The following is a 25,023-nucleotide window of genomic DNA, read 5'->3' on the forward strand; positions in this document are numbered from 1 at the left end:
GAGTCCAACACATGTTTTTCATTCGATCGATCGTGGTTCACGATAGATGGATGGAGCTTCAGCAGATGCGGTACGTGGTGGCAGTGGCGGAGCTGGAAAACTTCACGCGCGCCGCGAAGAAATGCCTGGTCGTCCAGTCGGCCCTGAGTCATCAGATCGCCCGTCTGGAGAAGGAGCTCGGCGCCCGGCTGTTCGATCGCACGAGCCGTCAGGTGCGGCTCACCGCCGCCGGTGAGGCGTTCCTGCCAGCGGCCCGGCAGGCGCTGGACGCGGCCGAGCGGGCCCGCGCCGAGGTGACGGCAGCGGCGGGGGAAATCAGCGGGCGTCTCGGGATCGGGGCGATCCCGACGCTCTCCGCGGTCGACATTCCGGCGGCACTGCGGGAGTTCCATCTCCGCCACCCGAAGGTCCGTATCGACCTGAGGGAAGGGGCGAGCAAGGACCTCGTCCAGGAAGTGCAGGACGGGACGCTCGACGTGGCGTTTCTCGGTGTACTGCCGAGCTACCGGCCGAAGGGGGTGCGCGACCGCGAACTGGGTCGCGGGGAACTCGCCGCCGTGGTGGCGCCCGGCCACCCGCTGGCCGATGAGTCCGAGGTGGACCTGGAGCGGCTGGCGCGGGAGACGTTCGTCGACTACCCCGCCGGGACCGCGGCCCGCGCCCAGTCGGAGGAGGCCTTCGAGGCGTCCGGACTCACCCGTGAAGTGGCGTTCGAGGTCAGCGGAACCGACTTCATCGTCCGGTTGGTGCGCAGCGGACTGGTCGTCGCTCTCCTGCCCGCCGCGTTCGCGGCGGAGCTGACGGGTCTCACTGTGCTTCCGGTGCGCAATGCGCCCGCACGGACGGAACGGCTGGTGTGGAGCCGGTTCCGCCCCACACCGGCGGCTGCGGCATTCCTGGCGGGTCTGGACATCGGGGACGACGAGTGCTCTCCCAAGACCCTTTGAGGTGATCGCCCGCGCGGCCTTGCGGCCCCAGTCGAGGGCGGCATCCAGATCGGGGTGCCTTGATGATGCACAGCCCGCCGAGGTACTCCTTCCCCTCGGCGTACGGGCCGTCGGTGAGCAGTGTGCCGCCGTCCTCAGCCCGCACCACAGTGGCTGAGCTGGGGGCGTTCAGTCCTCCGGCGAACACCCACGCCCGGGCCTCCCGGAGCTCCTGGTGGAAGACCTCCACGTTCCGCATGATCCCTTCCAGCACCTCGGGGGCGGGCATCTCGCAGTTTTCTGCCGGTGCTCCGTGTGATTCCGGTGCTCCCCACGAGTTCTGCTGTTTTCCGCATACAGGGACTTGTCGGAGCGCTCCCAGTATGGGCGGGGAGAGGCGATGACCCAGCCTCCCAAGCCTTGCGATCGGCCGGAAGCGAGTGCGGGACCGGCGTTCCGCCGAGGGATGCCCCGGCAAGGACCTGGGCAGGTACTGGTGACGAGCCGGACCGGGGCCGGGCAGTCGGGTAGAGAAGGGTGTGCGATGTGAGCGAGCGGACCGAGTGGCAGTTCTCCGACGACCGTGGACAACTGTCGAGTGCCGGGCGGCGCCCGTCGCGTGTGCTCGCCTATGTCCAGGCCGGGGCCACGCTGTGGGACCACGGGATACGTCCGAGCGGGATCTTCGGATCGGACCACGACGGCGAGTCGCCCGACCGGGCCAAGACGGGGTCGCTGCCGCTCACCGAGGTCGACTATCTCGGTGCGGGCAGCGTCCTGGACGTGGACACCCTCCTACGGGGCGAGCCGGACCTCGTGGTGGCCGTCACCTACGGGGGAGGACATGTCTACGGACTGGCCCCGGAGACCGCCAAGCACCTGGAGGAGCACGTTCCGGTCGTCGTGATCGACGTGGGCCAGGCACGCACCCTCTCCGGCATCGGTGACCGGTTCGCCGAGCTGGCCCGCTCGCTCGGGGCCGAGGAGGGAGGGTCGCCGGCGACGCAGGACCTGGAAGCAGCCCGGGAGTGGCTGCGTAGTCTCGCCGCCGGTCCGTCCCGGCCCCGGGTCCTCGCCCTGTCACCGGCGGGGCAGGACCAGGCGCATCTCGCGCGTCCCCGCATGTGGCCGGAGCTGCGCGTGCTGATGGAGCTGGGCGTCGACGTCCTCGAACCGGCCGCCGGGCCCGGTGCCACCTGGTCCACGGTCGGCTGGGCGGAGGTGGCGGCCCTCCGTCCCAGGATCCTGCTCACGGACATCCGGTCGAATGCCACACCCCTGGACCGGCTCCGGTCGAACGCTGACTGGTCGGCGCTGGAGCGGGCGGCCGCGATGGTGCCGTGGAATCCGGAACCGGTCTGCAGCCCCCGGGCCCATGCACGGTTCCTGACGCTGGTGGCCGACGCGGTGGAGGCGGCGCAGGGCCGGTAGCGCGCACCGGAACCGTCACACCGCCCGGCACGACGACTGGGAACTGTGGCTGACGGACGACCTGTCCAGGGTCTATGTCCGCACCCCGGACGGGGTGGAGGCGTGGCCCGCCGTGAAGCGGCACCTGGGATGCCGGTGACCCGTCCGGCGTGCCGGGCCCCACGACGGGTCCGAGGGTCCGCCATCAAGCGCCGGACGGGCCCGGCAGGGCATCGGGCCACGGCACCGCCCCCCGTACGGACCGTCTGCGATCGCGCCCACCGGCTTCGTTCGCGAGGCTGAGCCGAGTCCGTACGTACGTCCCCAGGAGCAGGCATGCAGCAGGACAAGCACCCTTCCTACCGTCCCGTCGTCTTCCGCGACCGCTCCGCGGGCTACGCCTTCCTGACCCGGTCCACCGCGTCCAGCGAGCAGACCATCCAGTGGGACGACGGGGAGACCTATCCCGTCATCGACGTGGAGATCTCCGCCGAGAGCCACCCCTTCTTCACCGGCAAGGCCCGGGTCGTCGACACCGAGGGGCAGGTCGCCAAGTTCGAGCGCCGGTACGGGGCGGGAGAGCGCCCGTAAGCCCCGTGTGACCCCGCACTGCCCCCATCGACGTGACCGACACCCGGCATGCGCGGGGCAGGATCGGTCTCAATGTGTTGGATGGCCGCGCCGCCTACCAGGACTCGTACGTACGCGCACTCCAGGAGAGATCCCACCCATGCCCGAAACGGTCGACACCCTCGGCTCACCCGGCTCGCCCGGCTCGCCCGGCTTTCTGCTCATCGGCGAATGCGTCGCCGACATCGTCCGGTTGCCGGGCGAGGACGACCGCGTCCATCCCGGCGGCAGCCCGGCCAACGTCGCGTACGGACTCGCCAGACTCGGCCGGTCCAGCACCCTGCTCACCCAGCTCGGCCCGGACGCCGAGGGCCGGCTGATCGCGGACCATCTGGCGTCCGCCGGAGTCGTCGTGCGTACCGACGGCTCCACCGGGGCCACCCCGTCCGCCTCGGTGGCGCTGGACGCGGCCGGCCAGGCCGCGTACACCTTCGCCATCCGGTGGACGCTCTCCCCAGTGGAACCGGAGCGGCCGCCGCACCATGTGCACACCGGCTCGATCGCGACGGTCATGGAGCCCGGCGCTGCCACCGTCGTCGCCGCTGTCGAGTCACTGCGTACCACGGCGACTGTCAGCTACGACCCGAATGTGCGGGCGGCCCTGATGGGCGACCACGACGCAGCCGTCCGCCGGGTGGAGCGCTGTGTCGCACTGAGTGATGTGGTCAAGGCCAGCGACGAGGACCTGGCATGGCTGTACCCCGGGCAGTCCCCGGAGTCCGTCGCCGCGCGCTGGCTCGGCACGGGCGGCCCCGCCCTCGTCCTGGTCACCCGGGGGGCAGCCGGCGCACTTGCTTTCACTCCTGGCGCGCGGACCACGGTCGACGCGCCCCGTACCAAGGTCGTGGACACGGTGGGGGCGGGCGACGCGTTCATGTCGGGCACGCTGCACGCCCTCGCCGCGCACGGGCTGCTCGGCGCCGCAGGACGGAACGGTCTGCGTGCCATCGATCCGGAGACCGTCACCGATGTGCTGCACCACGCGGCCGTCTCCGCGGCGCTCACCGTCGCACGCGCCGGTGCCAACCCGCCCGACGAACCGGAGCTGCGCGCCGCGCTGACCCGCGCCTGAGCACGGCTGTGCCACCGCCCGCCCGACGGGGCTCCGTCGAGCGGCCGGTGGCACAGCGGGGCCTGCGGTCACCCGTGCGGTGACGGGAGCATGTGCGGTGTGCTGTCGTCGTCGAGGAACTCCACGACCGCCAGGGCGAACAGCGCCGCCAGAGCGATCCACACCGTGACGAGCCCCGTCGGCCGGTCCCACACGAGCAGGACCGCCGCGGCGACCACGACGACCGTCCAGTTGAGCCACGGTTTCGCCCGGTGCACCCAGGCGCCGACCGGACCGCCGGTGATCCCGGCCGCGTCGCGCACGGCGCCGATGCCGCCGTTCCACATGGCCTTGACCCGGGTGGCGGCGCGGCCCTCGCCGGAGAGCCAGGCGGCGAGCGCCACCACCGTGCCCAGCGTGACCACGAGCCGGACCACGGCGCGCAGCTGGGAGACCAGGGCGTCGAAGATGGAACCGGCCGCCGGCTGCGACACCGAGGCCGGAAGACTGTCCAGATAGAACGCGCGGAACACCCACAGCGCGAGGCCCAGCACCGCACCGCCCACCGCGATGGCGAGGGCCGCCGTGACCAGTGCGCGGCGTCGGCGCACGGCGAGCAGCACCCCGCCCGCGGCGAGCACCAGGGTCACCACCGGCAGCCAGAAACCGGCCAGTTGCAGCAGCCGGAACCCCTTCTGGGCCTTGCCGATCGCGTCGGACGTCAGCACGGTGAAGTCGGTGTGGATTTCGGGGATCTTCGCGGCGATCGTCAGCCCGTGATCGACCAGGAGCTGCTTCACCCGGTCGATCACCGGGGCGAGATCGATGACAACCGTGTCGTCGGTGAGTTTCACGGCCCCGCCCCCACTGCCCGTCAGCGCCTTGACGGCCGCCGCGTGGGCGCCGCGGTTGAGGCTGACCCACACCTTCTCGAAGGCGTCCGAGGCCACGAACTTCTCCACGGTCCCGTGCACGAAGTTCGTGAGGCCCGTGGTGAGCGGGGCGCTCAGCCGTCCCAGCGCCTTGTCGAGGACCGGCCGGTCCGCCGGGGCCACCTCGGCGAGGAGCGCATGGACGTTCAGATGTGTCATGACCACACCGGTGACCCGGTTCGCCAGAGCTGTCTGCACATCGGGGTCCGACGCCAGCGGCTTCATCATTGCCACATAGCGGTCGGTGTCGCCGACGTCGTTCTTGGCCCAGGCGGCAACGGCGCTCAGCGGCGTGAGTACGGCCGCGACGAGGATCAGCAGCACGGCGAAGAACGAACGGATCCGGGGCCGGGACCGTACGGGCGTACGCGCCTCCAGCTGAGTCACCCGCGCACGCAGCGCGTCCAGTTCGGCGTCGGCCGAGGGGGGCTGTGACTCGTCGTGGTCCGCTGATGCCATGTCCCAAGGGGACGCCCTGTGCGTGCGGGCAGCACGGTGAGTTGCTCCGTACGGGGGAGCAGGGGGCTCGCAGGGCGTGAGCCGGTGGTGCTCCCGTGCTCCTCGAGCCCCCATTCGGCCCAGTGAACGCATCCTCACCGGGGTGACGGCCGTTCGCCAGCCGGCGGGCCCGATCGGTTGCGGGGAGTGGGAGCAGCGAGTGCCGAGGGGATACGTACTCGACGCCGCCGTGCAGCCGGATACGGGGGGCGGGTAGCGGTACGCGGAGTCACCGCCTCCGGGGTGGTCCGACCTGGGGTTCCGCCGTACTCCGCCGGCCGGGAGCCCGTACGGAGCACACAGAGGGCGACGGAAGGAATGGCACATGACGCAGGCTGACACCGGGGTCGCGGTGACAGGAGTGGGGCTCGTGACCCCCGCGGGCGCCGATGAACACGCCTTCTGGGCGGGGCTGTGCGCGGGACACTCCGTGGCGCGGCGCTGTGACGAACTGGCCGGACTGTCGGTCGACTTCGCCTGCCCGGTCGACGGACTCGACCTGGACGCGGCGGTGGGCGGGCGCTCGGTGTGGCGGATGGCACGGTTTGTGAAGCTGGCCGTGGTCGCCGCCCGGCAGGCCGTTGCGGACGCCGGACTCTCTCCGGCGGACTGGGACGGGAGCAGGGTCGGCGTGGTGCTCGGCGTCGGTGTGGGCGGTGTGTCCGTCCTCGTCGACAACCTTCGCAAGCTCGATGGCGCAGGACCGGAGGCAGTCTCTCCGCTCCTGGTTCCGATGATGATCCCGAACGCGGCGGCCGGGGAGCTCGCCATCGCGCTGCGTGCCCAGGGGCCCAGTCTGGCGCCCGCCACCGCCTGCGCGTCCGGGGCGACCGCGATCTCGGTCGCCCGTGACCTGCTGACGAGGGGCCGATGCGATGTGGTCGTGGCGGGAGGCTCGGAGTCCGCGCTGACCCCGCTCGTGGTGGCGGCCTTCGCGAAGATGGGGGCGCTCTCCACCCGTACCGGTGATCCGGCGGGCGCGTCGCGGCCGTTCGCCACGGACCGGGACGGGTTCGTCATCGGGGAGGGTGCCGCCGTGCTCGTGCTGGAGCGGACCGCTGACGCGTGCGCACGCGGCGGACATCCGCGTGCGCTGCTGACCGGCGTGGGTTCCAGTACGGATGCTCACCACCCCACTGCCCCGACACCCGACGGGCGCGGTGCGCAGCGGGCGGTGGAGGCGGCGCTGGAGGAGGCGGGCTGGGCGCCCCGCGAGGTCGACCACATCAACGCGCACGGCACGTCCACGCCGTTGAACGACGCGATGGAGACCGCGCTCATCTCCCGGCTCTTCCCGCACCGGCCCTCGGTCACCGCTCCGAAGGGCGTGGTCGGACACACCCTCGCCGCCTCCGGGGCGATCGAGGCGGTGGCGACCGTACTGACCCTGGAACAGGGGATCGTGCCGCCGATCGCCAACCTGGATGCGTTGCCGGACGGGTTCGCGCTCGACTGCGTGACCAAGGAGCCGCGCCGGCAGTCCGTCGAGCGCGCCGTCAGCCACTCCTTCGGCTTCGGCGGACACAACGTCGCTCTCGCCTTCCAGCGCGTCTGACCGTTCGGACCGCCCGCAGGTCCCGGTGGGAGCGGCGAGGTGTGTCCTCGCCGTTCCTTCATCGTTCTCTTGTTCATGACCGCAACGATCGACAGCACCACCGTCCACGGCACTGCCGACCTGTTGAGAGGCGTCCTCTTCGGCGTCAACTTCTCTCAGGAGCACGGCTCCTGGCGTCGGCTGATCTCTACGGAACCGTTCCGCCGCCCGGCCGACCACAGTCCCGACGAGCGTCTCGCCCTGACGTACGAACGGCTGAGGATCCTCAACAGCGCGCTCGACAGCGCAGCAGGGCCCGCCGCCGACCCACGCGCCCTCGCCGCCCTGCACGAGTGGCTCGGCCCGGTCGATCCGGCGCTCACCACCGTTGCGGGCATCCACTACAACCTCTTCCTCGGCAGCCTCCTCGACCACGCCGGCGAGAGCCGCCGTGACCTGTCGGACTTCCTCCGGTTGCGGCGCATCGGCACCTTCCTCTGTACGGAGGTGGCGCACGGCAATGACGCGGCGGCCGTCGAGACCACGGCGACGTACGACCGCGCACGCGACGGATTCGTGCTGCACACCCCACACGCCGGGGCACAGAAGTTCATGCCCAACACGAGCCCGGCCGGCGGCCCCAAGTCAGGACTGGTCGCGGCGCGCCTGCTCGCCGACGGCGCCGACCACGGCGTCTTTCTCTTCCTGGTGCCGCTCACCGACGACACGCACTCTCTCCCGGGGGTACGCGTCCGCAGGCTTCCGGCACGCCTGGGCAGCCCCGTCGACCACTGTCTGACCTCCTTCGACCGGGTCTTCGTGGGGCGTGACGCACTGCTCGGCGGTGAGCACGGACGGATCGGCGACGACGGGGAGTTCAGCAGCGTTCTGCCCAACCGCAGGCGCCGCTTCCTCACCTCGATCGCACGCGTCACGGTCGGCAAGATTTCCATGAGCGCCTGCGCGGTCGGCTCCGCGCGCGCGACGCTCGCCGTCGCCGTGCGCTACGGAGGCCATCGGCACATCTCCGGGCCGCGCGCCACGGAACGGGTGCGGGTGATCGCCCACCGCAGCCATCACGGCCCGCTCGCCGAGGCCATGGCCACAGTGTTCGCGATGAGCCTGCTCCACCGCAGGACCCTCGACCGCTGGGAGGAACAACTCGGGACCGGCACGGAGACGGGACGGGCCGAGGCGGAGCGGCTGGTCGCCGTCGCGAAGGGATGGATCACCTGGCAGGCCCGTGCCGTTGTCGTCGAATGCCGCGAACGGTGCGGAGCACAGGCGTTGTTGGAGAACAACGGCATGACCGAGCTGATCACCGGCGCGGAGGCGGTGATCACCGCCGAGGGCGACAACCTGGCCATCCACGCCAAGGCTGCCGCGGAAATGCTCTTCGCCGCCTCACCGGCCGCGGACGGCGGCACCTCGGACCGAGCGACCGGAGAGCTCGCCGACCCCCGGTTCCTGGGGTGGCTGCATGCGCAGGTGGAGGTCATCTGGTTCGCCCGCGCCACGGAGCGGATGAGCAGCGCACCGCACGGTGATCCGCTGGCACGGTGGAACGCGGCGTCCGGGCCCGCCCTGCGGGGCGTCGAGGCGCACGCCCGCCGACAGGCGGCCGAGGCGTACGCGGAGGCGGTCGCAGAACTGCCCGAAGGTCCTGGCCGCGAGAGGCTGGCCGAATTGGAGCGGCTGTTCGCCCTCCAGTGGGTGGCCCGCAACAGTGGCGATCTGCTTGCCGCCGGTCATCTGACCACCGATCAGGTCAACGCGCTGCCGGACGCCGTCGAGCAGCTCATCGCCGCCGTCGCCGGGCATCTGCCCACCCTGATCGAGTCCTTCGCGCTGCCGGACGAGTTGTTCGCCAACTGGCCCATCGCGGGCGCCGATTACGTCGATGCCTACGACGATCCGGAGGCATCCTGGCACACCACCACCGGGGCGCAGGGGGAGCGGTGAAGGCCCCGGACGAGCGCACCGCCGGGCAGCGGTGCCGGGTACGGGACGCGGTCGGGGCCCTCGGAGCCCGGGCCGTTCTGCTGGCGTACTGGGGCACCGCATCCGTCCTTTCCCGGTGCTGTACGAAGCCGCGGGTGATCATTGGCGAATCGGTTCGCCGCAAGGCGTAACCCGCAGATCGGGAGTCAGTTACTTCGGCGTCGGGACCGTGCGTTCCGCCGTCCCGGGCATCGGCAGACCCTGCATGACCTCCGCGACCTGCACGACCTGCACGACCTAGCGAAGAGGAAGATCATGAGCGCGATTCACCCCAAGATCACCGATGTTCTCACGAACACCTTCAAGGTGCCCGCCGCCGAGATCCTTCCGGGTTCCACGATGGACAGCCTGGAGATGGACTCCCTCGCCGTCGCCGAGTTCGCCGTCATCATGAAGGAGACGCTGGGGGTCGAGGCCGACTCCGACAAGCTCTACAAGGACGCCACCCTCGCCGACATCACGACGTTCATCGATGCCGCGGTGAGCGGCGACCCCGCGATGAACAACGCCCGATGAACAGGCCTGCCGTCGCCGTCACCGGCCTGGGGATGATCACCCCGGTCGGCAACGACACCGACACCACCTGGGACGGGGTGTGCGCCGGGGTCTCACCGGCCCGCACCGTCCCGGAGCTCGAAGGCTGCGCGATCGACTTCGCCTGCACGGTCTCCGGCATCGATCTGGACGAGGCGGTCGGCGGCCGTGCGGCCTTCCGGATGGGGAGGTACGTCAAGTTCGCCGTCCTCGCCGCGCGGGAAGCGGTCGCGGACGCCGGACTGGACCCGGCCGACTGGGACGGCAGCCGGGTCGCCGTGGTCGTCGGCACCAGCAGCGGAGGCTCCGCGGGCCTGACCGAACAGGCCGTCGCCCTCGACCGGCGCGGACCGGGGGCCACCTCGCCGGCGGGGATCCTCCTCACCATTCCGAACATGCCCGCGGCGGAGATCGCCATCCGGATGGGGGCGACCGGTCCCAGCCTGGCGCCGTGCACCGCCTGTTCGTCCGGGGTCACCGCGCTCTCCGTCGCCCGGGACCTGCTGGTCACCGGGCAGTGCGATCTCGCGATCGCCGGAGCCACCGAGTCGATCGTCTTCCCGGTCGCCATGACCGGATTCGCGCGGTCCGGTGCCGCCGCGACGAGGAACGGCGACCCGGCCCGCCTCTGCCGGCCGTTCGCGGCAGACCGCGCCGGTCTGGTCATGGGCGAGGGCGCCGCCGTCATGGTCCTGGAACGGGCGGACGACGCACGGGCCCGGGCAGCGGTCCCGCGGGCGCTGCTCGCCGGGACGGGCGCCACCACCGACGCCCACCATCCCACCAGTCCGCACCCGTCCGGCGCCGTCGCCCGGGCCGCGGTCGAGGCCGCGCTGCGCGACGCGGACTGGGGGGCCGAGGACGTCGAACACGTCAATGCGCACGCCACGTCGACACCGCTGGGCGACGCCACCGAAGCCGCTCTCATCAGCCGGGCCTACCCGCACCGGCCACCCGTCACCGCCCCCAAGGGGGTACTGGGCCACTGCATGGGGGCTGCCGGAGCCATCGAGGCGGGGCTGACGATCCTCACGCTGCAGCGCGGGATCGTACCGCCGATCGCCAACCTGGACGTCCCGGCGCCCGAGTTCGACATCGACTGCGTCACCGAACAGCCCCTCCACCGGCCCGTCCGGCGCGCCGTGAGCCACTCCTTCGGCTTCGGCGGCCACAACGCCGTGGTCGCCCTCCAGCGTCCCTAAGGGCTACGCCTCGGCGCTGCGTGACCTCCGCAAGGGCGCGTTCGATGCCGTCATCCCTCAGTGGAGGCCGGAACTGTCGGACGCGTGAGCGAGTGCTCGTACGCGCGCCGATGCGGCCAGGACCGCAGCGGCAGCGGAGAGGTGGGGGAGGAAGACGAAGAGCGTGGGGTAACCCCGAGTGGACGGACCAGTGCCGCACATCGACGCCCACATCACCGACCTGCTGACGGGAGAGTGCGGGAATTGCCGGAACTCAGTCCGCGAAGTAGTCGGGGTAGCGGCCCTGGAGGCCGGGGGCGTTCTCCAGCGCCCTGCGGGCGTGCCTGCTGATGTGGGCGTGGCCGTGTACCGCGTCGCCGGATTCCAGCGCGTCCACGATCGCCGTGTGCTCGTCGATGAGGACCCGCACCGTGTCGGGGTCGGGCAGGCTGAGCCGCCGGAAGCGGTCCAGGTGCATCTTCATCGGCTGCATCAGCTGCCAGGCGCCCGGATAGCCGCTCATCTCGAAGATCTGCCGGTGGAGCGCCTCGTCGGCGGCGAAGAAACCGCCGAGGTCGTGGGCCTCGTGACAGCGTTCCTGTTCGGCGAGGAGGGTGCGCAGCTCGGTGACGTCCCGCTCCGGCTTCTCGCAAGCCGCGGCGAACGCGGCCAGTTCCAGGCTCTCGCGGACGAAGCGCGCCTGCTCCACGTCGTACAGCCGGATCGGCTCCACCCGGGTGCCCACCTGGGGCACGACCGAAACGAGACCGCCGTCCACGAGCCGCGCGATGGCCTCACGCAGGGGCGTGCGGCTGACATGCAACTGCTCGGCCAGATCCGTCTCCGACAACGACGCACCCGGCTCGATCCGCAGGTCACGGATGGCCGCGGCCAGCTCCTCGTACACCCGGTCGGAGGTGCGCTGGCGGACACGCAGCCGCCCGACCGACGCCAGCGCCGACACCGCGTTCAGACCACTACGCTCCGACTTCACGTCGGTCATCATCGCACGCCGACCCACTTGTATGCAAGTATCCCTACGGGGCTGAGGGCGCCCGGCCGGTCTGGACGCGGCCCCTGGAGAGCTGCCGCGTCCGGACCGGTTCCCCAGCCTCTCGTAGTCGCGGGTAAGACTCCCGAATTCTCCCGGAGAATTCCTGCCACCGAACTGCCGAAGCGCCGGACGTGAACACGATCATTTCGCGTGCGCGTCCGGAGCTTTCCGCTGGAATTTCCGGGGGAGATCGCGCGTCAGTCGAGGCCGAGGGCGTTGAGGACGCCCTGGAGGTAGCCGATCGCGTGGGCGCGGCCGCGGCTGCAGTAGGCACCAGAGGAAATGTCGAGCCAGGTGTCGGGGTCGCCGACCATGGCCGGCACATGGTCGTCGATGATGAAGCCGTCGAATCCCACGTCGTGGAGGCGGCGTATGACACGGGCGGGGTTGTAGTTGCCCTCGCCGAGGAAGCACTCACGGAAGGACGGGACGGTTCCCTGGACGTCCCGGAAATGGACGTAGCAGATCGCACCGAGCGGACCGAGCGTGTCGATGACCTCGTTGACGGCGTCCTCGCCGCCCATCTCGGAGACCGTGCCAAGGCAGAAGTCCAGTCCCCAGGCCGGGCTTCCCTTCGCCTGCTCGCGCGCTGCGGCCAGCGAGGCCGGCGAGTTGAAGATGCGCGCCGCGCCGCCCAGCGGCTCGTCCACCGGCGGGTCGTCCGGGTGCAGTGCCAGCCGCACCCCGGCTTCCTCGGCGACGGGCAGGACGGCGTCGAGGAAGTACTGGTGGTTGGCCCACATCTGCTCGGCCGTGATTGGCTCGGACAGCAGCTCGGTGGGCGAAAGCCGGTAGGAGGCGAGCGCGTTGCCGGCACCGATGCCTGCCAGGTCGAAGGACGTGACCTTGGCGCCGCCGCGGCCGGCCACGTCCATGTCGGTGCGCCACACGAACGTCGGCAGCCAGTTGTAGCCGAGCATGTCTATGCCGACCGCGCCCATGTTCCGGATGGTCGTGCGGTAGTTCTCGATCTGTTCGTCCCGCCCGGGAAGGCCCCGCTGGACTTTCCAGAAGTGGGCCAGGGGGACGTTCTCCAGGCCGTCGATCCGCAGCCCGTCGGCGTCGCAGCGCTCGCGCAGCGCCCGCAGCTCCTCCAGGCTCCAGTAACCCGCCTCGCCGGGCAGCAGGTTGGGGGTGTGGAGCTGGACGCCGGTGAGCCCGAGCTGATGGGCGAAGGTCGCCGTCCTGTCGTCGTAGACGTCGATGTGACCGAGGGAGAGCCTCAGCGTCATGCTCGTACCGCTTTCTGGGTCTGCCGGCCGAGGCCGTTGATTTCGACCTCGAAGAGGTCGCCTTCGGTGAGATGGGGGTACCGGCCGGAGAGCGCGACGCCCTCGGGGGTGCCGGTGTTGACGATGTCGCCGGGCTCCAGGACCGTGACCTGGCTGAGCAGGTGGATCAGCGTGGTGACATCGAAGATCATGTCCGACGTCGAGGAGGACTGCCGGGGCTCGCCGTTGACCCAGGACCGCAGCCCGAGCGCCTGGGGGTCGGGGACCTCGTCGGGCGTCAGCAGCCAGGGGCCCAACGGGTTGAACGTCTCGCAGCTCTTGCCCTTGGACCACTGGCCACCGCTGGTCTCCAGCTGGAGCCGGCGCTCCGAGACGTCGTTGGAGACGGTGTATCCCCCGATGCAGGCGAGCGCCTGCTCGGGTGACTCCAGGTAGCGGGCCTTGCGGCCGATCACGACGGCGAGTTCGACCTCCCAGTCGGTCCGGTCCGATCCGCGCGGGAGCAGGAGGTCGTCGTAGGGGCCGACGACGGTGTCGGGGGCCTTGTAGAACACCACCGGGTGCTCCGGCGGCGGCGATCCGGACTCGGCGGCGTGGGCGGCGTAGTTCAGGCCGACGCACAGCACGACGCCGGGGCGGGCCACGGGCGGGCCGATGGGCAGGCCGGTGACGTCGAAGGGCGGCAGGGCGCCGGCCGCGAGCGCGGCGCGGGCGCGTTCCACTCCGTCGCTGCCGAGGAAGGCGCTGTCGATGTCGGCGGTGACGGAGCGCAGGTCGTGGTACTCGCCGTCCGGGGTGGCCACGACGGGCGTCTCGGCGCCGGGCGGGCCGATGCGCAGGAATCTCATGATGCTCCTTTCCGCGGGGAAGGAAAGGCCGGCCCCGTGCGGAGCCCGCCGTCGGCGGCCGGCGTCGTCGGTCCGGCCTGTCCGGCTCGTCAGGTCCTCATCCGGCGAAGTACCCGGGGTAGCGGCCCTGGAGGCCGGGGGCGTTCTCCAGCGCCCTGCGGGCGTGCCTGCTGATGTGGGCGTGGCCGTGTACCGCGTCGCCGGATTCCAGCGCGTCCACGATCGCCGTGTGCTCGTCGATGAGGACCCGCACCGTGTCGGGGTCGGGCAGGCTGAGCCGCCGGAAGCGGTCCAGGTGCATCTTCATCGGCTGCATCAGCTGCCAGGCGCCCGGATAGCCGCTCATCTCGAAGATCTGCCGGTGGAGCGCCTCGTCGGCGGCGAAGAAACCGCCGAGGTCGTGGGCCTCGTGACAGCGTTCCTGTTCGGCGAGGAGGGTGCGCAGCTCGGTGACGTCCCGCTCCGGCTTCTCGCAAGCCGCGGCGAACGCGGCCAGTTCCAGGCTCTCGCGGACGAAGCGCGCCTGCTCCACGTCGTACAGCCGGATCGGCTCCACCCGGGTGCCCACCTGGGGCACGACCGAAACGAGACCGCCGTCCACGAGCCGCGCGATGGCCTCACGCAGGGGCGTGCGGCTGACATGCAACTGCTCGGCCAGATCCGTCTCCGACAACGACGCACCCGGCTCGATCCGCAGGTCACGGATGGCCGCGGCCAGCTCCTCGTACACCCGGTCGGAGGTGCGCTGGCGGACACGCAGCCGCCCGACCGACGCGAGGGCCGGCGGGCCGCCTGGGAGGTTTCGATCCGATTTCACGACATGATCCTTGCATACTGAAGAACTTGTATGCAAGCATCCGGGTTAGCGCCAGGCAGTCCCCGGGTTACAAGCGGATGCACCTGGAACTTCTTGCGGAGAGCAGCTGAGTCGCCAACGAGAGAGGAAGACTCGTGCTGATGCATCTATCGAATACGACACCACCCCCCGGCCCCCCCGGCCCGGACGTCCCCGTGCTCTCGGCCACCGGGATCTCCAAGCGCTTCGGCCACGTCACGGCACTGACCGACGTGTCCCTGGAGGTGGCCCCCGGCGAGGTCGTGGCCCTGATGGGCGACAACGGCGCGGGCAAGTCCACGCTGATCAAGATCCTGTCGGGCGCCCTCGCTCCGGACAGCGGCGAGTTGCGCGTACGCGGCGAACAGGTCCACTTCACCAACCCCTCGGACGCCCGCGCCGCCGGCATCGAGACCGTCTACCAGGACCTCGCGCTGGCCGACGACCTGTCCGCCCCCGCCAACCTGTTCCTGGGCCGTGAGCGCCGTAAGCCGGGGCTGCTGGGCCGGCTGGGCGTCCTCGACAACAAGCGGATGCAGACCGAGGCGGAGGACTACCTGCGCACCCTCGGCGCCCGTGTTCCGGACTACCAGGCTGCGGTGCGGATGTTCTCCGGCGGCCAGCGCCAGACCGTGGCGATCGCCCGGGCCGGAATCTGGGCACGCGAGCTGGTCATCATGGACGAGCCCACCGCCGCGCTGGGCCTCGTCCAGACCGAGCAGGTCGCCCAGCTGATCAAGCGCACCCGGGACCGGGGCATCGCCGTCGTCGTCATCAGCCACAGTGTGCCGTTCGTGACCGACGTGGCCGACCGCATCGTCGTGCTCCGTCTGGGCTCCACCGCCGCGACGCTGTCGCCCGCCACCACCTCGCACGACGAGATCGTCGCCGCCATCACAGGCGCGGCGACCGGAACCCCGACCGACCCGCAGGGAAGCACGCCATGACTCCCCATCTCCCCATCCCCACGGTCGGCGCGGACGTGTCCGGTCAGGACACCGCGAACCGCGTGCGCCGCGCAGCCGCCGCACTGACGAGCAACTGGGTTTTCCTGGCGCTGGTCGTCCTCGTTGTGGCCTTCTCGGTTCAGGCCGGCGGAACGTTCCTCAACGCGGACAACTTCCGCAACATCCTGTTCAACGCCTCCGGGACGATCCTGCTGGCCGTCGGCACCGCCTATCTGATCATCGGCGGCCAGCTCGACCTGTCCATCGGATCCGTGCTGGTCTTCAGCCAGGTGATCGCCGCCAAGACCATCGTCGCGGTCAGCGGGTCCGCGGAAAGCGGCTACCCCAACGCCGGTGCCGCCATCACGCTCGGCATCGCCGTTGCCGTGGCCGTCGGCGCGGCGTGGGGCCTGCTCAACGGCGTCCTTGTCACCCGGCTGAAGATCCCCTCGTTCATCATCACGCTTGGCACCCTCGGCATGGGCCTCGGCCTGGCACAGGTCATCACCAAGGGCACCGACGTCACGGGGCTGCCGCCACAGATGGTCACCGGCATCGGCATGCGCCAGGTACTCGGGCTGCCCCTGCCCGTGTGGATCGCCGCCGTCGTGGCCGTCGTGGCCGGCCTCGTCCTTGCCAGGACGCAGTTCGGCCGGTACACCTACGCCATCGGCTCCAACGCCGAAGGCGCCCGCCGCAGCGGCATCAAGGTGACCCGCCATCAGGTCGTGCTCTTCACCATGATGGGCGCCCTCGCGGGCCTGGCCGCCGTCCTGGACGTCGCCCGGTACACCACCACCCAGGTCAGCGGCCACAGTGCCGACAACCTCGTCGCCATCGCCGCCGTCATCATCGGCGGGGCCAGCCTCTTCGGCGGCCGCGGCACCATCTTCGGCGCCGCCGTCGGCGTCATGATCCCGGCCGTGCTCAACAACGGACTGGTCATCGTCAACGTCCAGCCGTTCTGGCAGACGGTGGCCATCGGCGCCATCCTCATCGTCGCGGTCGCCGTCGACGACATCAAACGCCGTCAGCAACTACGCGCGTCCTGACCTCCCTCGCACCCCCGTACCTCCCTCGCACAGACACGGAACGGATCAGCCCATGTCCCGCAGAATCACCCGGGCCGCGCTGGCGGTCACGGCCGCGGCCGCCGCCCTCGCCCTGTCGGCCTGTTCCTCCTCCGAAGCCCCCTCGAGCGCGACCGGCGGCGGCTCCGGCAAGCAGCGCACCATCGCCTTCATCCCCGGGTGCACCTGCGACCCGTACTACTCGACCGAGATCACCGGCTTCGAGGCCGCGGCCAAGGCCGCCGGGGTCACCCCGATCGTGCAGGGCCCGGCCAACTTCCAGGCCTCCGAGCAGATCCCCGTCCTCCAGGCGGTCGTCCAGAAGAAGCCCGACGCCATCGTCATTGACCCGACCGACGCCACCGCGCTCGCCGCCCCGATCGCCGCGGCCGTCGCCCAGGGCATCCCGGTGATGACGACGGGTAACAACGTCAACAGCGACAAGATCTTCACCGCCATCGCGGCCAGCTCCGTCCAGGGTGGCAAGCTGGGCGCCGAGGAGCTCATGAAGCAGAAGCCCGAAGGCGGCAAGGTGGTGTTCGTCCACATCAAGCCGGGCATCAGCTCCATCGACGACCGTGAGAAGGGCTTCCGGCAGGCCTTCGACGGTCAGTCCAAGTACAAGGTGCTGTCCAACCTGTACGCCGGCAACGACTCCGCCACGCAGGCCGCCGGCCTGGTGCAGTCCGCCATCACCGCCAACCCCGACCTGGTCGCCATCTTCGCCTCGAACGTCATCACCGCCGAGGGCGCGGCCAACGCGGTCAGGGCCGCCGGCAAGACCGGCAAGATCGCCGTGCTCGGCTACGACGCGAGCCCGCAGGAGGCCACCAACCTCAAGAACGGCACCCTCACCGCCCTCGTCTCCCAGAACCCGTACCAGATCGGCCAGTTGGCCGTGAAAAACGCGCTGAAGTACATCGATGGCGACCACAACATCCCCAAGGATCAGCCGCTCGTCCCGCTGGTCATCACCAAGGACAACCTGGACGACCCGGCCTCGCAGACCGGCCTGTACAAGTAACACCGCGCCTCCCACGCTCCGTCCCGGGGCCGCCACCGTCGGCCCCGGGACCTCCTCCCGCAGCCTCCTCGCAGAAGGACCGCACACCCATGGAATTCGAGGGCAAGTCCGCACTGGTCACCGGCGGATCCAGCGGCATCGGCCTGGCCGCGGCCGAGCTCCTGGCCGCCCGCGGCGCGCGGGTGGTGTGCGCGTCCGTCACACCACCGGAGGCCGCCGTCCACGACGCGATCACCTACGTCGAGACCGACGTCACCGACGAGTCCTCGGTCGCCGCCGCCGTCGGTCACGCCGTCCGGCACCACGGCGGACTCGACGTCCTCGTCGCCTGCGCCGGCATCCAGCGCTACGGCACCGCCGCCGACACCCCGCGCACGACCTGGGAGGAGGTGATGGCGGTCAACGTCGAGGGCGCCTTCCTCGCCGCCAAGCACGCCCTGCCCGCCCTGCGCGCCTGCGGCGCGGGTTCGATCGTGCTCGTTTCGTCCGTCCAGGCCTTCGTCACCCAGAAGAACGTCGCCGCCTACACCGCCAGCAAGGGCGCCCTCAACGCGTTCGCCCGCTCTCTCGCCGTCGACGAGGCCGCCTTCGGCGTCCGCGCCAACACCGTCTGCCCGGGCTCCGTCGACACCCCCATGCTGCGCACCGCCGCCGCCGGGTTCGCCGGCAGCCCGGAGGAGGCGGACGAAGTCGTCGCCACGTGGGGCCGCAGCCACCCGCTCGGGCGGGTGGCTCGTCCCGAGGAGGTCGCCGAGGCCATCGCCTTCCTGGCGAGCGACCGCGCCGCCTTCATCACCGGCATCTCCCTGCCCGTCGACGGCGGCCTGCTCGCCCAAGTCGCCGTGGCCCTCCCCGACTGATTACCGACGATTCTTCAACCCGCGATCGGAGCAGTGAAGTTGAGCATCGACATCACCGTCGCGATACCCGGTGAGGCCCGCGTCGGAGAAGGACCGTTCTGGGACGGTGAGACCGGACAGCTGACCTGGGTGGACATCCTCGCCGGCCGCGTCCACACCGCCGACCCGGCCGTGCCCCGCCCGCACACCCTCACCCTGCCGACCTTCGTCGGCGCCGCCGTCCCCAAGGCGTCCGGTGGATACGTCGCGGCCACCACCGAGGGGTTCACGGATGTCCGCGCCGACGGCACCTGGACCACCCGCCTGGCCGTCCTGCCGCCCGGGTGCCGGATGAACGACGCCAAGTGCGACCCGCAAGGACGGCTGTGGGCGGGCAGTTGCGCCATGGACTTCGCCGTCGGCCGCGGGGCTCTCCACGTCCTGACCCCGGACTGGGCGACGGAACCGGTCCTCGACGGCCTGACGCAGCCCAACGGCCTCGGCTGGAGCCCCGACGGCCGCACCTTCTACCTCATCGACACCGTCGACCACGAGGTCAACGCCTTCGACGTGCTGCCCGACCGGCTCGCCCCTGCCCGCCGGCGCACCCTCGCCCGCTTCCCCGAAGCCGCCGGAGAACCTGACGGGATGACCGTCGACGCCGACGGCTGCTTGTGGATCGCCCTGTGGGGCGGCGGCCGGCTGCTCCGCCTCTCTCCCGACGGGGGCGTCCTCACCGAAGTCCCCCTTCCCGTCGACCAGCCCTCATCCTGCGCCTTCGGCGGCCCCGGCCTCGACATCCTCTACGTCACCACGGCCCGCGAAGGCCTCGGACCCACCCCCGCCGGGCCAGCCGGCTCCGTCCTGGCCGTGCGCGGCCTGGGCGTCCGCGGTCTGCCCGCCCACCGGTTCGGAGGCTGACCGGCCATGACCGCTTCTGTGTGGCTGCACGGCGACCGCCTGTCGGTCGAAGTACGCCCCGGCAAGGGCGCGGACATCACGTCCGTCACCGAACGCACCAGCGACATCGATGTCTTGTGGCGCACCCCGTGGGGGCGCCGAGACCTGGCCGGGGCGCCCGTCACCGGCGACAGCCAGACCGACTGGCTCGCCCGCTACGGCGGTGGCTGGCAGCAGCTCGTGCCCAACGCCGGCGCCGAGCGGACCGTCGACGGCGTCCGCCGCGGATACCACGGCGAGGCTGCCGTCGTCGCCTGGACGGTCGAGAGCGCGGACGAGGCCGAAGTCCGTCTCGCCACCGACCTGATCACCGCCCCACTCCGCCTCACCCGCAGCCTCCGCCTTGACGGGCCGACCCTGCACGTCCGCGACACCGTCCACAACACCTCCGGGGAACCGGTACCGGTGATGTGGGTCCAGCACCCGGGCTTCGGGGCCCCGTTCATCGACGAGCACTGCACCATCACGGCCGCGGCCCGCACCGTCCTCACCGACGCCGAGCAGCCCGGCACGGTCCTGCCGCCCGATGTTCGCGCGGCGTTCCCGCTCGCGCCCGCTGTCGACGGGGACGTCCTGGACCTGCGGCAGTGCCCCGGACCGGACAGCGGGCGCGCCGTGTTCGCCTGCCTCACCGACTTCGAGACCGGCTCCTTCGCCATCGAAAGCCCCAGCGCGGGATTCGGCATCCGCGTCGACTGGGACGCATCCGTCCTGCCGCATGCCTGGCTGTGGCAGGAGTGCCACGCGAGCAGCGGCTTCCCCTGGTACCGCCGCGCCTACGTCGTCGCGATCGAACCCGCCAACGTGCTGCCCGGCGACCCTTCCCCGGCCTGCCCCACCCGCGGCCAGGCACCCCTCCTGCCGGCCGGCACCAGCTGGACCAGCGACATCACCCTCAGCATCACCGACCTCCGCTGAAGACGGCGGCCGCACGCAGCACACCGCCCTCCGGCACGGACAGAACACGGAAGGACGACGGACCCATGGCTTACGTCGGCACCGAACCAGCAGTCCACAACCCGCAAGCGGTGTGCCTCGGCGAGACCACGGCCGTCCTGCTGCCCCGACACCCCGGCCCCACCGAGTCCGTCGAAGAGTTCCAGGTCGGCATGGGCGGCGCCGAGTCCAACGTCGCCTGCGGCCTCGCCGGGCTCCGGTGGAGTCAACGCCGCCAACGCCGCCGAATACCTCGCCCACGGAGCCCTCGCCGTCTGCGCCGGAACCGAGGTCGTCCCCCCGAGAGCCGTCGCCGAGGGCAACTGGGACGAGATCACTCACCGAGAGCCGCGGCGTTCATGGACGGCCTCACCCGGTAGTCCCAACGCGCCGGGCGGACACAAAGGCGTGCAGCCGAACGGGAAGCGCGAAATGTCCGAGTCAAAGGCAAGTGAAGGGAATTGCGAAATGCCCGAACCAAAGGAAAGTGGCCGGTTGGCCCGTCGTCATCTTCTGTTGTCCGCCGGTGGAGTGCTGGCCGCGGGCGTTGCGGGAGTTGGCGGTTCCGGCGGCAATGCCTGGGCAGCCGAGCCGGATGCGGTTTCAGCCGAGGCGGGCCGGGACTATGTGCACCTGGTCAATCCGTGGGTGGAAGCGGATCGGGGCCGGTTCTTCTTCTTCCAGTCGGCGAGCAACCCGTTCGGCATGGTCAAGCTGCGGCCGGACACCAGCACGAACACCCCTTGGGGAACGGGCTATCTCCACAAGGAGAACAACGTCAAGGGTTTCAGCCACCTCCATGACTGGCAGATCGCCGGCGTGCAGGTGATGCCCACCACCGGTGCGAGCGTGGCGAAGTTGCAGAGCAGCACAGGCTGGCAGTCGTATGTGAAGCACGACGCAAGTGAGGTCGTCGAGCCGGGCTATCACCGGCTGCATCTGGACCGGTACGGCATCACCGCCGAGCTGACGTGCACCGATCGCGTGGGCCTGCATCGCTATACCTACGACAACGCCGGGCGTAGTGAGATCATCATCAACCTCGGCGGTGTGATGGGCGAAGCAACGATGAGGAACGCCCACGTCACCAAGGTCAGCGGCCACGAAATCGAAGGCTACGTCGTCCTGCAGGGCATGCGTCAATGGGCCCCGCAGGGCAGCACAGTGTTCTTCAGCATCCGGTTCGACAAGCCGTTTGATTCGCTGCGTGGCTGGGCGGGTGGGAGCCTGGCCGACGGCGGTGCGGCGATCGAGGAGCTGTCCGGCGACAACATGGGGGTGTACGCCTGCTACGAGCAGCTGGATGCCGGTGCGGTCGTGCAGATGAAGGTGGGGTTGTCGTTCACCGGGGCGGCAGGGGCGCGCAAGAATCTCCAAGCGGAGCTGCCGGGCTGGGACTTCGAGGCGGTGAAGCAGGCGTCCCAGCAGCGCTGGAACGTGATGATGGGACGCATCGACGTCGAAGGCGGCTCCGAGCAGCAGCAGGTGAAGTTCTACACCGACCTGTTCCACGTGCTGTGCGGGCGCAGCACGATCAGCGACGTGGACGGGAAGTACCTGGACGACACATGGAAACACAGCAAGGTCAAGCAGATCCCACTGGACGATCGCGGTATGCCGCGGTTTGCGATGTACAACTACGACGCGGTGTGGTTGACCCAGTGGAACCTCAACACCGTGCTCGGTTTCGCGTATCCGGAGGTCTACAGCAGCTTCGTCCACTCGCAACTGCAGATGTATGAGGACGGGGGTCTGTTGCCGCGCGGCCCTGTTGCTGGCGACTACTCGTTCGTGATGACTGGCTCGGCGGTGACGTCGTTCATCACCGGCGCCTGGAACAAGGGGATCCGCGACTTCGACGTCGACCTGGCCTACGAGGCGATGCTCGACGCCCACTCCATCGGCGGCCTGTTCGACAAGGCTCGATATGGATATTCCGGCTGGACCGCAAACGGCGGCAGTGCGCGTCCATACATGGATCTCGGCTATGTGCCGCACGATCAACCAGCATCCGGTTGGCGGTCGGATGGCACGGGGGAGACAATCGAGTTTGCGTTCCAGGACTGGACGTTGGGGCAGTTGGCCCGGCGGCTGGGCAAGACGGGGTTGAACATCTCGCAGTTTGCTGAGGTGTCGGTGTCGTCGCAGGTGAATGATGCGAACTTCGCGGGTGTGCGGGCAGTGGATGGTCGGCCGATCCGCTCCAGCATCACGCCCGCACAGAGTGTGGAGTGGGCGTCCACGGAACAGAACCCGTGGATCAAGCTGAGCTGGCGTGAGGAGAAGCGCGTCCACAAGGTGGTGATCAGCGATCGGGCGGACCCGAGATCGAACGCGAACTCCGGCGTTCTGACGTTCAGCGACGGGTCGACGATCGCGGTGAAGAATATCCCCACCGATGGCAGGAACAAGGTGGTGGCCTTCCGGCCGAGGAAGGTCAGCTGGATACGGTTCGATGTGACCGGCGGCAGCGGCGAGAACGTGGGGCTGAACGAGATCGAGGTCTGGGACACCTCCGACACCGGCGCGTACCTGATCGAGCGGTCGGGCAACTGGCGCAACCTGTTCGACAGGTCGACCGGGTTCATCCGGCCCAGGGGAGTTGAGGGCCGGTGGCTGTCCCCATTCGACCCGCTGTCCCCTGAGGATTTCGTGGAGGCCAACTCCTGGCAGGTGACCTGGTACACCCCGCATGATGCGATGGGACTGGCCAACCGGCTGGGCGGCAGGGCCAACTACGCCGACAAGCTCAACTACGCCTTCGAACAGTCCGCTGACGCGAACTTCATCGGCGAAGGCGCCAACGGCGAGCACGCCGCCTACGTCAACTACGGCAACCAGCCCGGTTTGCAACTGGCGCACCTGTTCAACTACGTGGGCAAACCGTGGTTGACCCAGTACTGGGTGCGACAGGTGAAGGAAAAGGTCTACTCCTCTATATCCACCACTGATGGGTACGGTCACCACGACGAGGACCAGGGCCAGATGGGATCGCTCAGCGCACTGATGGCGATCGGCCTGTTCGAAGTCACCGGAGCGAGCCTGCCGCGGCCGGTCTACGACATCACCTCCCCGATCTTCGACAAGGTCACCATCAATCTGAACCGGGACTACTGCCCTGGTAAGCAGTTCCGGATCGTCACCCACGACAACTCCGCGGCCAACATGTACATCCAGCGCGCCACGCTCAATGGGCAGAAGCTGGACCAGGCCTGGTTCCACCACGACCAGCTGACCGCCGGCGGAACACTGGAACTGTGGATGGGCGACCAGCCGAACAAGGCGTGGGGCGTCAAGCAACTGCCGCCTTCCCACTCACCACAGGCACCCGCGGTCATCTACTCCACACCTGACCAGGTTCGGGTGGGTCCCGGCGAGAACGGCACGATCAGGCTGGAGGCGAAGAATCTCACCGGCGAAGCGGTCACGGTGAACTGGCGGACCAACGCCCCCACGGGTCTGCGGACCGAGCCGGCCAGCGGCACGCTGACCGTCCCAGCGGGCGGCACAACCGGCCAGGACCTTACCCTGCGGGTTGCCGAGGACACTCCGGAAGAGCTTCACCGGATCACCTTCACCGCCCTGGCCGCCGACGGAACCGAACTCCCCGACGGCGTGCTCTACGTGAACGGCGTGCCGGCGATCTCGGTGTCGACTGGACCTGCGGAGTTGCGCCTGTTGCAGGACACCGCGGCTACGTTCCAGGTCCGGCTGGTCAACAACGACAGCCAAGCCCAGGACACGGAAGTCTCACTGCAAGCCCCGCAGGGCTGGCAGGTCGAACCCGCTACCCGAACGCAGCAACTCGCCGCCGGTGCCACTGCTACCACGACCTTCACCGTCACCCCGCCGGCGAACGCCTCGGGGGCGCAGACCCTCGTCGTGAAGGTCAAGAACGGGCCGGGCACGTCCCACCACGAGGTCTCCGCCACCGTCCACCACGCGATCGCTGTGGTCGGGGCTATCGATGTGGCGACTGCGGGATTCGCTCTCACCCCCAACCGTTACGCCGCCTACCCCAGCACCTTCCCCAACGATGTCGACTTCACCGTCGGCAGCAGCGACCCTGCATCCGCGTGGAGTTACATCCACCCCGGACCCGACGACGCCTGGGCCGGAAAACGAGCCCACACCTTCACTCTGCGCTTCGACCTCCCCCAAATCCCCGAAAACGACCTCGCCTTCACCGCATGGCTGGTCGACACCCAACAGACCAGCCCTCCGAAACTGGCCCTCAGCCTGAACGAACAAACCGCCACCATCATCCAGCTCCCGGCGGGCGGCGGGGACGGGTACCACTGGGGCGACGGACGTGGTGGCAACATCCGACCCACCATCCTCGATTTCCCCCTGCCCGCCAGCCAACTCCGCGCCGGGAAGAACGTCATCACCATCACCACCCAAACCGGCTCATGGCACGTCTACGACGCCATCGCCATCCGCGAAACCACCCCATAACCAGCAAGCACAACCAAGACCCGGCTCGGCGTCACCCTCGACCGGAACGAGCTCGCCATGGCCGCCGAGTCGTACCAACGGCTCGGCGGCTACGAATCAATCTTGCAGGGAAGCACGAGCGGT

General features: G+C 69.9%; 19 protein-coding genes and 2 pseudogenes. 15 read left to right on the top strand and 6 right to left on the bottom strand.

Going from position 1 to position 25,023, the window contains the following annotated elements:
* Positions 1-50: 50 nt before the first annotated feature.
* Positions 51-947: a LysR family transcriptional regulator gene (locus OH809_RS37820; protein WP_406416705.1), complete on the top strand. Its 897-nt coding sequence runs from the start codon at positions 51-53 to the stop codon at positions 945-947.
* Here OH809_RS37820 and OH809_RS37825 read toward each other — a convergent pair.
* Positions 948-1,215 (bottom strand): annotated as a pseudogene (locus tag OH809_RS37825) (YciI family protein); the annotation flags it as partial.
* 257 nt (positions 1,216-1,472) lie between these two features.
* On the opposite strand from OH809_RS37825, the gene OH809_RS37830 reads away from it, so the two are divergent.
* The 3 genes from OH809_RS37830 (at position 1,473) to OH809_RS37840 (ending at position 4,038) form a co-directional block, all read left to right on the top strand.
* Positions 1,473-2,357: an ABC transporter substrate-binding protein gene (locus OH809_RS37830; RefSeq protein ID WP_406416704.1), complete on the top strand. Its 885-nt coding sequence runs from the start codon at positions 1,473-1,475 to the stop codon at positions 2,355-2,357.
* Between the two features lie 315 nt (positions 2,358-2,672).
* Positions 2,673-2,927: a type B 50S ribosomal protein L31 gene (locus OH809_RS37835; RefSeq protein WP_406416702.1), complete on the top strand. Its 255-nt coding sequence runs from the start codon at positions 2,673-2,675 to the stop codon at positions 2,925-2,927.
* 139 nt (positions 2,928-3,066) lie between these two features.
* Entirely contained in the window at positions 3,067-4,038 is a 972-nt protein-coding gene (locus OH809_RS37840; protein WP_406416701.1) for a carbohydrate kinase, read from the top strand.
* Between the two features lie 68 nt (positions 4,039-4,106).
* Here the strand turns inward: OH809_RS37840 and OH809_RS37845 are convergent, their stop codons facing one another.
* Positions 4,107-5,408 carry a hypothetical protein gene (locus OH809_RS37845; RefSeq protein ID WP_406416699.1) on the bottom strand — a complete coding sequence of 434 codons (1,302 nt, stop codon included), beginning with the start codon at positions 5,406-5,408 and terminating at the stop codon, positions 4,107-4,109.
* Between the two features lie 364 nt (positions 5,409-5,772).
* Between OH809_RS37845 and OH809_RS37850 the strand changes: the two genes are divergently transcribed.
* The 4 genes and pseudogenes from OH809_RS37850 (at position 5,773) to OH809_RS37865 (ending at position 10,718) form a co-directional block, all read left to right on the top strand.
* Positions 5,773-7,002: a beta-ketoacyl-[acyl-carrier-protein] synthase family protein gene (locus OH809_RS37850; protein ID WP_406416697.1), complete on the top strand. Its 1,230-nt coding sequence runs from the start codon at positions 5,773-5,775 to the stop codon at positions 7,000-7,002.
* 75 nt (positions 7,003-7,077) lie between these two features.
* A pseudogene (locus tag OH809_RS37855) lies at positions 7,078-9,113 on the top strand (acyl-CoA dehydrogenase).
* A 124-nt stretch (positions 9,114-9,237) separates the two neighbouring features.
* Positions 9,238-9,498 (top strand): acyl carrier protein, encoded by a 261-nt coding sequence (locus OH809_RS37860; RefSeq protein ID WP_406416696.1) that lies wholly within the window; start codon positions 9,238-9,240, stop codon positions 9,496-9,498.
* Positions 9,495-10,718: a beta-ketoacyl-[acyl-carrier-protein] synthase family protein gene (locus OH809_RS37865; RefSeq protein WP_406516114.1), complete on the top strand. Its 1,224-nt coding sequence runs from the start codon at positions 9,495-9,497 to the stop codon at positions 10,716-10,718. The genes OH809_RS37860 and OH809_RS37865 overlap by 4 nt, the downstream gene beginning before the upstream one ends.
* Before the next feature lie 253 nt (positions 10,719-10,971).
* On the opposite strand, the gene OH809_RS37870 is transcribed toward OH809_RS37865, so the two are convergent.
* The 4 genes from OH809_RS37870 to OH809_RS37885 all read right to left on the bottom strand — a co-directional run bounded on the left by OH809_RS37870 (position 10,972) and on the right by OH809_RS37885 (position 14,648).
* Positions 10,972-11,691: a GntR family transcriptional regulator gene (locus tag OH809_RS37870; RefSeq protein WP_406416692.1), complete on the bottom strand. Its 720-nt coding sequence runs from the start codon at positions 11,689-11,691 to the stop codon at positions 10,972-10,974.
* Positions 11,692-11,948: 257 nt separating this feature from the next.
* The gene (locus OH809_RS37875; RefSeq protein ID WP_406416690.1) at positions 11,949-12,983 is read right to left on the bottom strand and encodes a mannonate dehydratase; all 1,035 of its coding nucleotides are present in this window, start codon (positions 12,981-12,983) and stop codon (positions 11,949-11,951) included.
* Positions 12,980-13,831 (bottom strand): fumarylacetoacetate hydrolase family protein, encoded by an 852-nt coding sequence (locus OH809_RS37880; protein WP_406516115.1) that lies wholly within the window; start codon positions 13,829-13,831, stop codon positions 12,980-12,982. The genes OH809_RS37875 and OH809_RS37880 overlap by 4 nt, the downstream gene beginning before the upstream one ends.
* Before the next feature lie 97 nt (positions 13,832-13,928).
* A complete protein-coding gene (locus OH809_RS37885) occupies positions 13,929-14,648 on the bottom strand; it encodes a GntR family transcriptional regulator (RefSeq protein ID WP_406516116.1) in 720 nt (239 codons plus the stop codon).
* Positions 14,649-14,788: 140 nt separating this feature from the next.
* Between OH809_RS37885 and OH809_RS37890 the strand changes: the two genes are divergently transcribed.
* From OH809_RS37890 to OH809_RS37920, 7 genes are all read left to right on the top strand, one after another.
* A complete protein-coding gene (locus OH809_RS37890; protein ID WP_406424751.1) occupies positions 14,789-15,613 on the top strand; it encodes an ATP-binding cassette domain-containing protein in 825 nt (274 codons plus the stop codon).
* Positions 15,610-16,665, top strand: a complete 1,056-nt coding sequence (locus tag OH809_RS37895) for an ABC transporter permease (protein WP_406416685.1) — start codon at positions 15,610-15,612, stop codon at positions 16,663-16,665. Before OH809_RS37890 ends, OH809_RS37895 begins: the two co-directional genes overlap by 4 nt.
* A 52-nt stretch (positions 16,666-16,717) precedes the next feature.
* Positions 16,718-17,707, top strand: coding sequence for a substrate-binding domain-containing protein (locus tag OH809_RS37900; protein WP_406416683.1), 990 nt, complete (start codon positions 16,718-16,720; stop codon positions 17,705-17,707).
* An 89-nt stretch (positions 17,708-17,796) separates the two neighbouring features.
* Positions 17,797-18,567 carry an SDR family oxidoreductase gene (locus tag OH809_RS37905; RefSeq protein ID WP_406416681.1) on the top strand — a complete coding sequence of 257 codons (771 nt, stop codon included), beginning with the start codon at positions 17,797-17,799 and terminating at the stop codon, positions 18,565-18,567.
* A 39-nt stretch (positions 18,568-18,606) separates the two neighbouring features.
* Positions 18,607-19,467, top strand: coding sequence for an SMP-30/gluconolactonase/LRE family protein (locus OH809_RS37910; RefSeq protein WP_406416680.1), 861 nt, complete (start codon positions 18,607-18,609; stop codon positions 19,465-19,467).
* A 6-nt stretch (positions 19,468-19,473) separates the two neighbouring features.
* Positions 19,474-20,424, top strand: coding sequence for an aldose 1-epimerase (locus tag OH809_RS37915; protein ID WP_406416678.1), 951 nt, complete (start codon positions 19,474-19,476; stop codon positions 20,422-20,424).
* Between the two features lie 486 nt (positions 20,425-20,910).
* The gene (locus tag OH809_RS37920) at positions 20,911-24,900 is read left to right on the top strand and encodes a glycoside hydrolase domain-containing protein (RefSeq protein WP_406516117.1); all 3,990 of its coding nucleotides are present in this window, start codon (positions 20,911-20,913) and stop codon (positions 24,898-24,900) included.
* Positions 24,901-25,023: the final 123 nt, after the last annotated feature.

Source organism: Streptomyces sp. NBC_00873 (genome assembly GCF_045207415.1).
Lineage (GTDB): Bacteria > Actinomycetota > Actinomycetes > Streptomycetales > Streptomycetaceae > Streptomyces.

Coding starts and splice junctions, on each gene's coding strand:
- OH809_RS37895 (WP_406416685.1), top strand. CDS start 15,610: ATGACTCCCCATCTCCCCATCCCCACGGTCGGCGCGGACGTGTCCGGT.
- OH809_RS37820 (WP_406416705.1), top strand. CDS start 51: ATGGAGCTTCAGCAGATGCGGTACGTGGTGGCAGTGGCGGAGCTGGAA.
- OH809_RS37905 (WP_406416681.1), top strand. CDS start 17,797: ATGGAATTCGAGGGCAAGTCCGCACTGGTCACCGGCGGATCCAGCGGC.
- OH809_RS37860 (WP_406416696.1), top strand. CDS start 9,238: ATGAGCGCGATTCACCCCAAGATCACCGATGTTCTCACGAACACCTTC.
- OH809_RS37900 (WP_406416683.1), top strand. CDS start 16,718: ATGTCCCGCAGAATCACCCGGGCCGCGCTGGCGGTCACGGCCGCGGCC.
- OH809_RS37835 (WP_406416702.1), top strand. CDS start 2,673: ATGCAGCAGGACAAGCACCCTTCCTACCGTCCCGTCGTCTTCCGCGAC.
- OH809_RS37915 (WP_406416678.1), top strand. CDS start 19,474: ATGACCGCTTCTGTGTGGCTGCACGGCGACCGCCTGTCGGTCGAAGTA.
- OH809_RS37840 (WP_406416701.1), top strand. CDS start 3,067: ATGCCCGAAACGGTCGACACCCTCGGCTCACCCGGCTCGCCCGGCTCG.
- OH809_RS37845 (WP_406416699.1), bottom strand. CDS start 5,408: ATGGCATCAGCGGACCACGACGAGTCACAGCCCCCCTCGGCCGACGCC.
- OH809_RS37890 (WP_406424751.1), top strand. CDS start 14,789: ATGCATCTATCGAATACGACACCACCCCCCGGCCCCCCCGGCCCGGAC.
- OH809_RS37850 (WP_406416697.1), top strand. CDS start 5,773: ATGACGCAGGCTGACACCGGGGTCGCGGTGACAGGAGTGGGGCTCGTG.
- OH809_RS37875 (WP_406416690.1), bottom strand. CDS start 12,983: ATGACGCTGAGGCTCTCCCTCGGTCACATCGACGTCTACGACGACAGG.
- OH809_RS37880 (WP_406516115.1), bottom strand. CDS start 13,831: ATGAGATTCCTGCGCATCGGCCCGCCCGGCGCCGAGACGCCCGTCGTG.
- OH809_RS37920 (WP_406516117.1), top strand. CDS start 20,911: ATGCCCGAACCAAAGGAAAGTGGCCGGTTGGCCCGTCGTCATCTTCTG.
- OH809_RS37865 (WP_406516114.1), top strand. CDS start 9,495: ATGAACAGGCCTGCCGTCGCCGTCACCGGCCTGGGGATGATCACCCCG.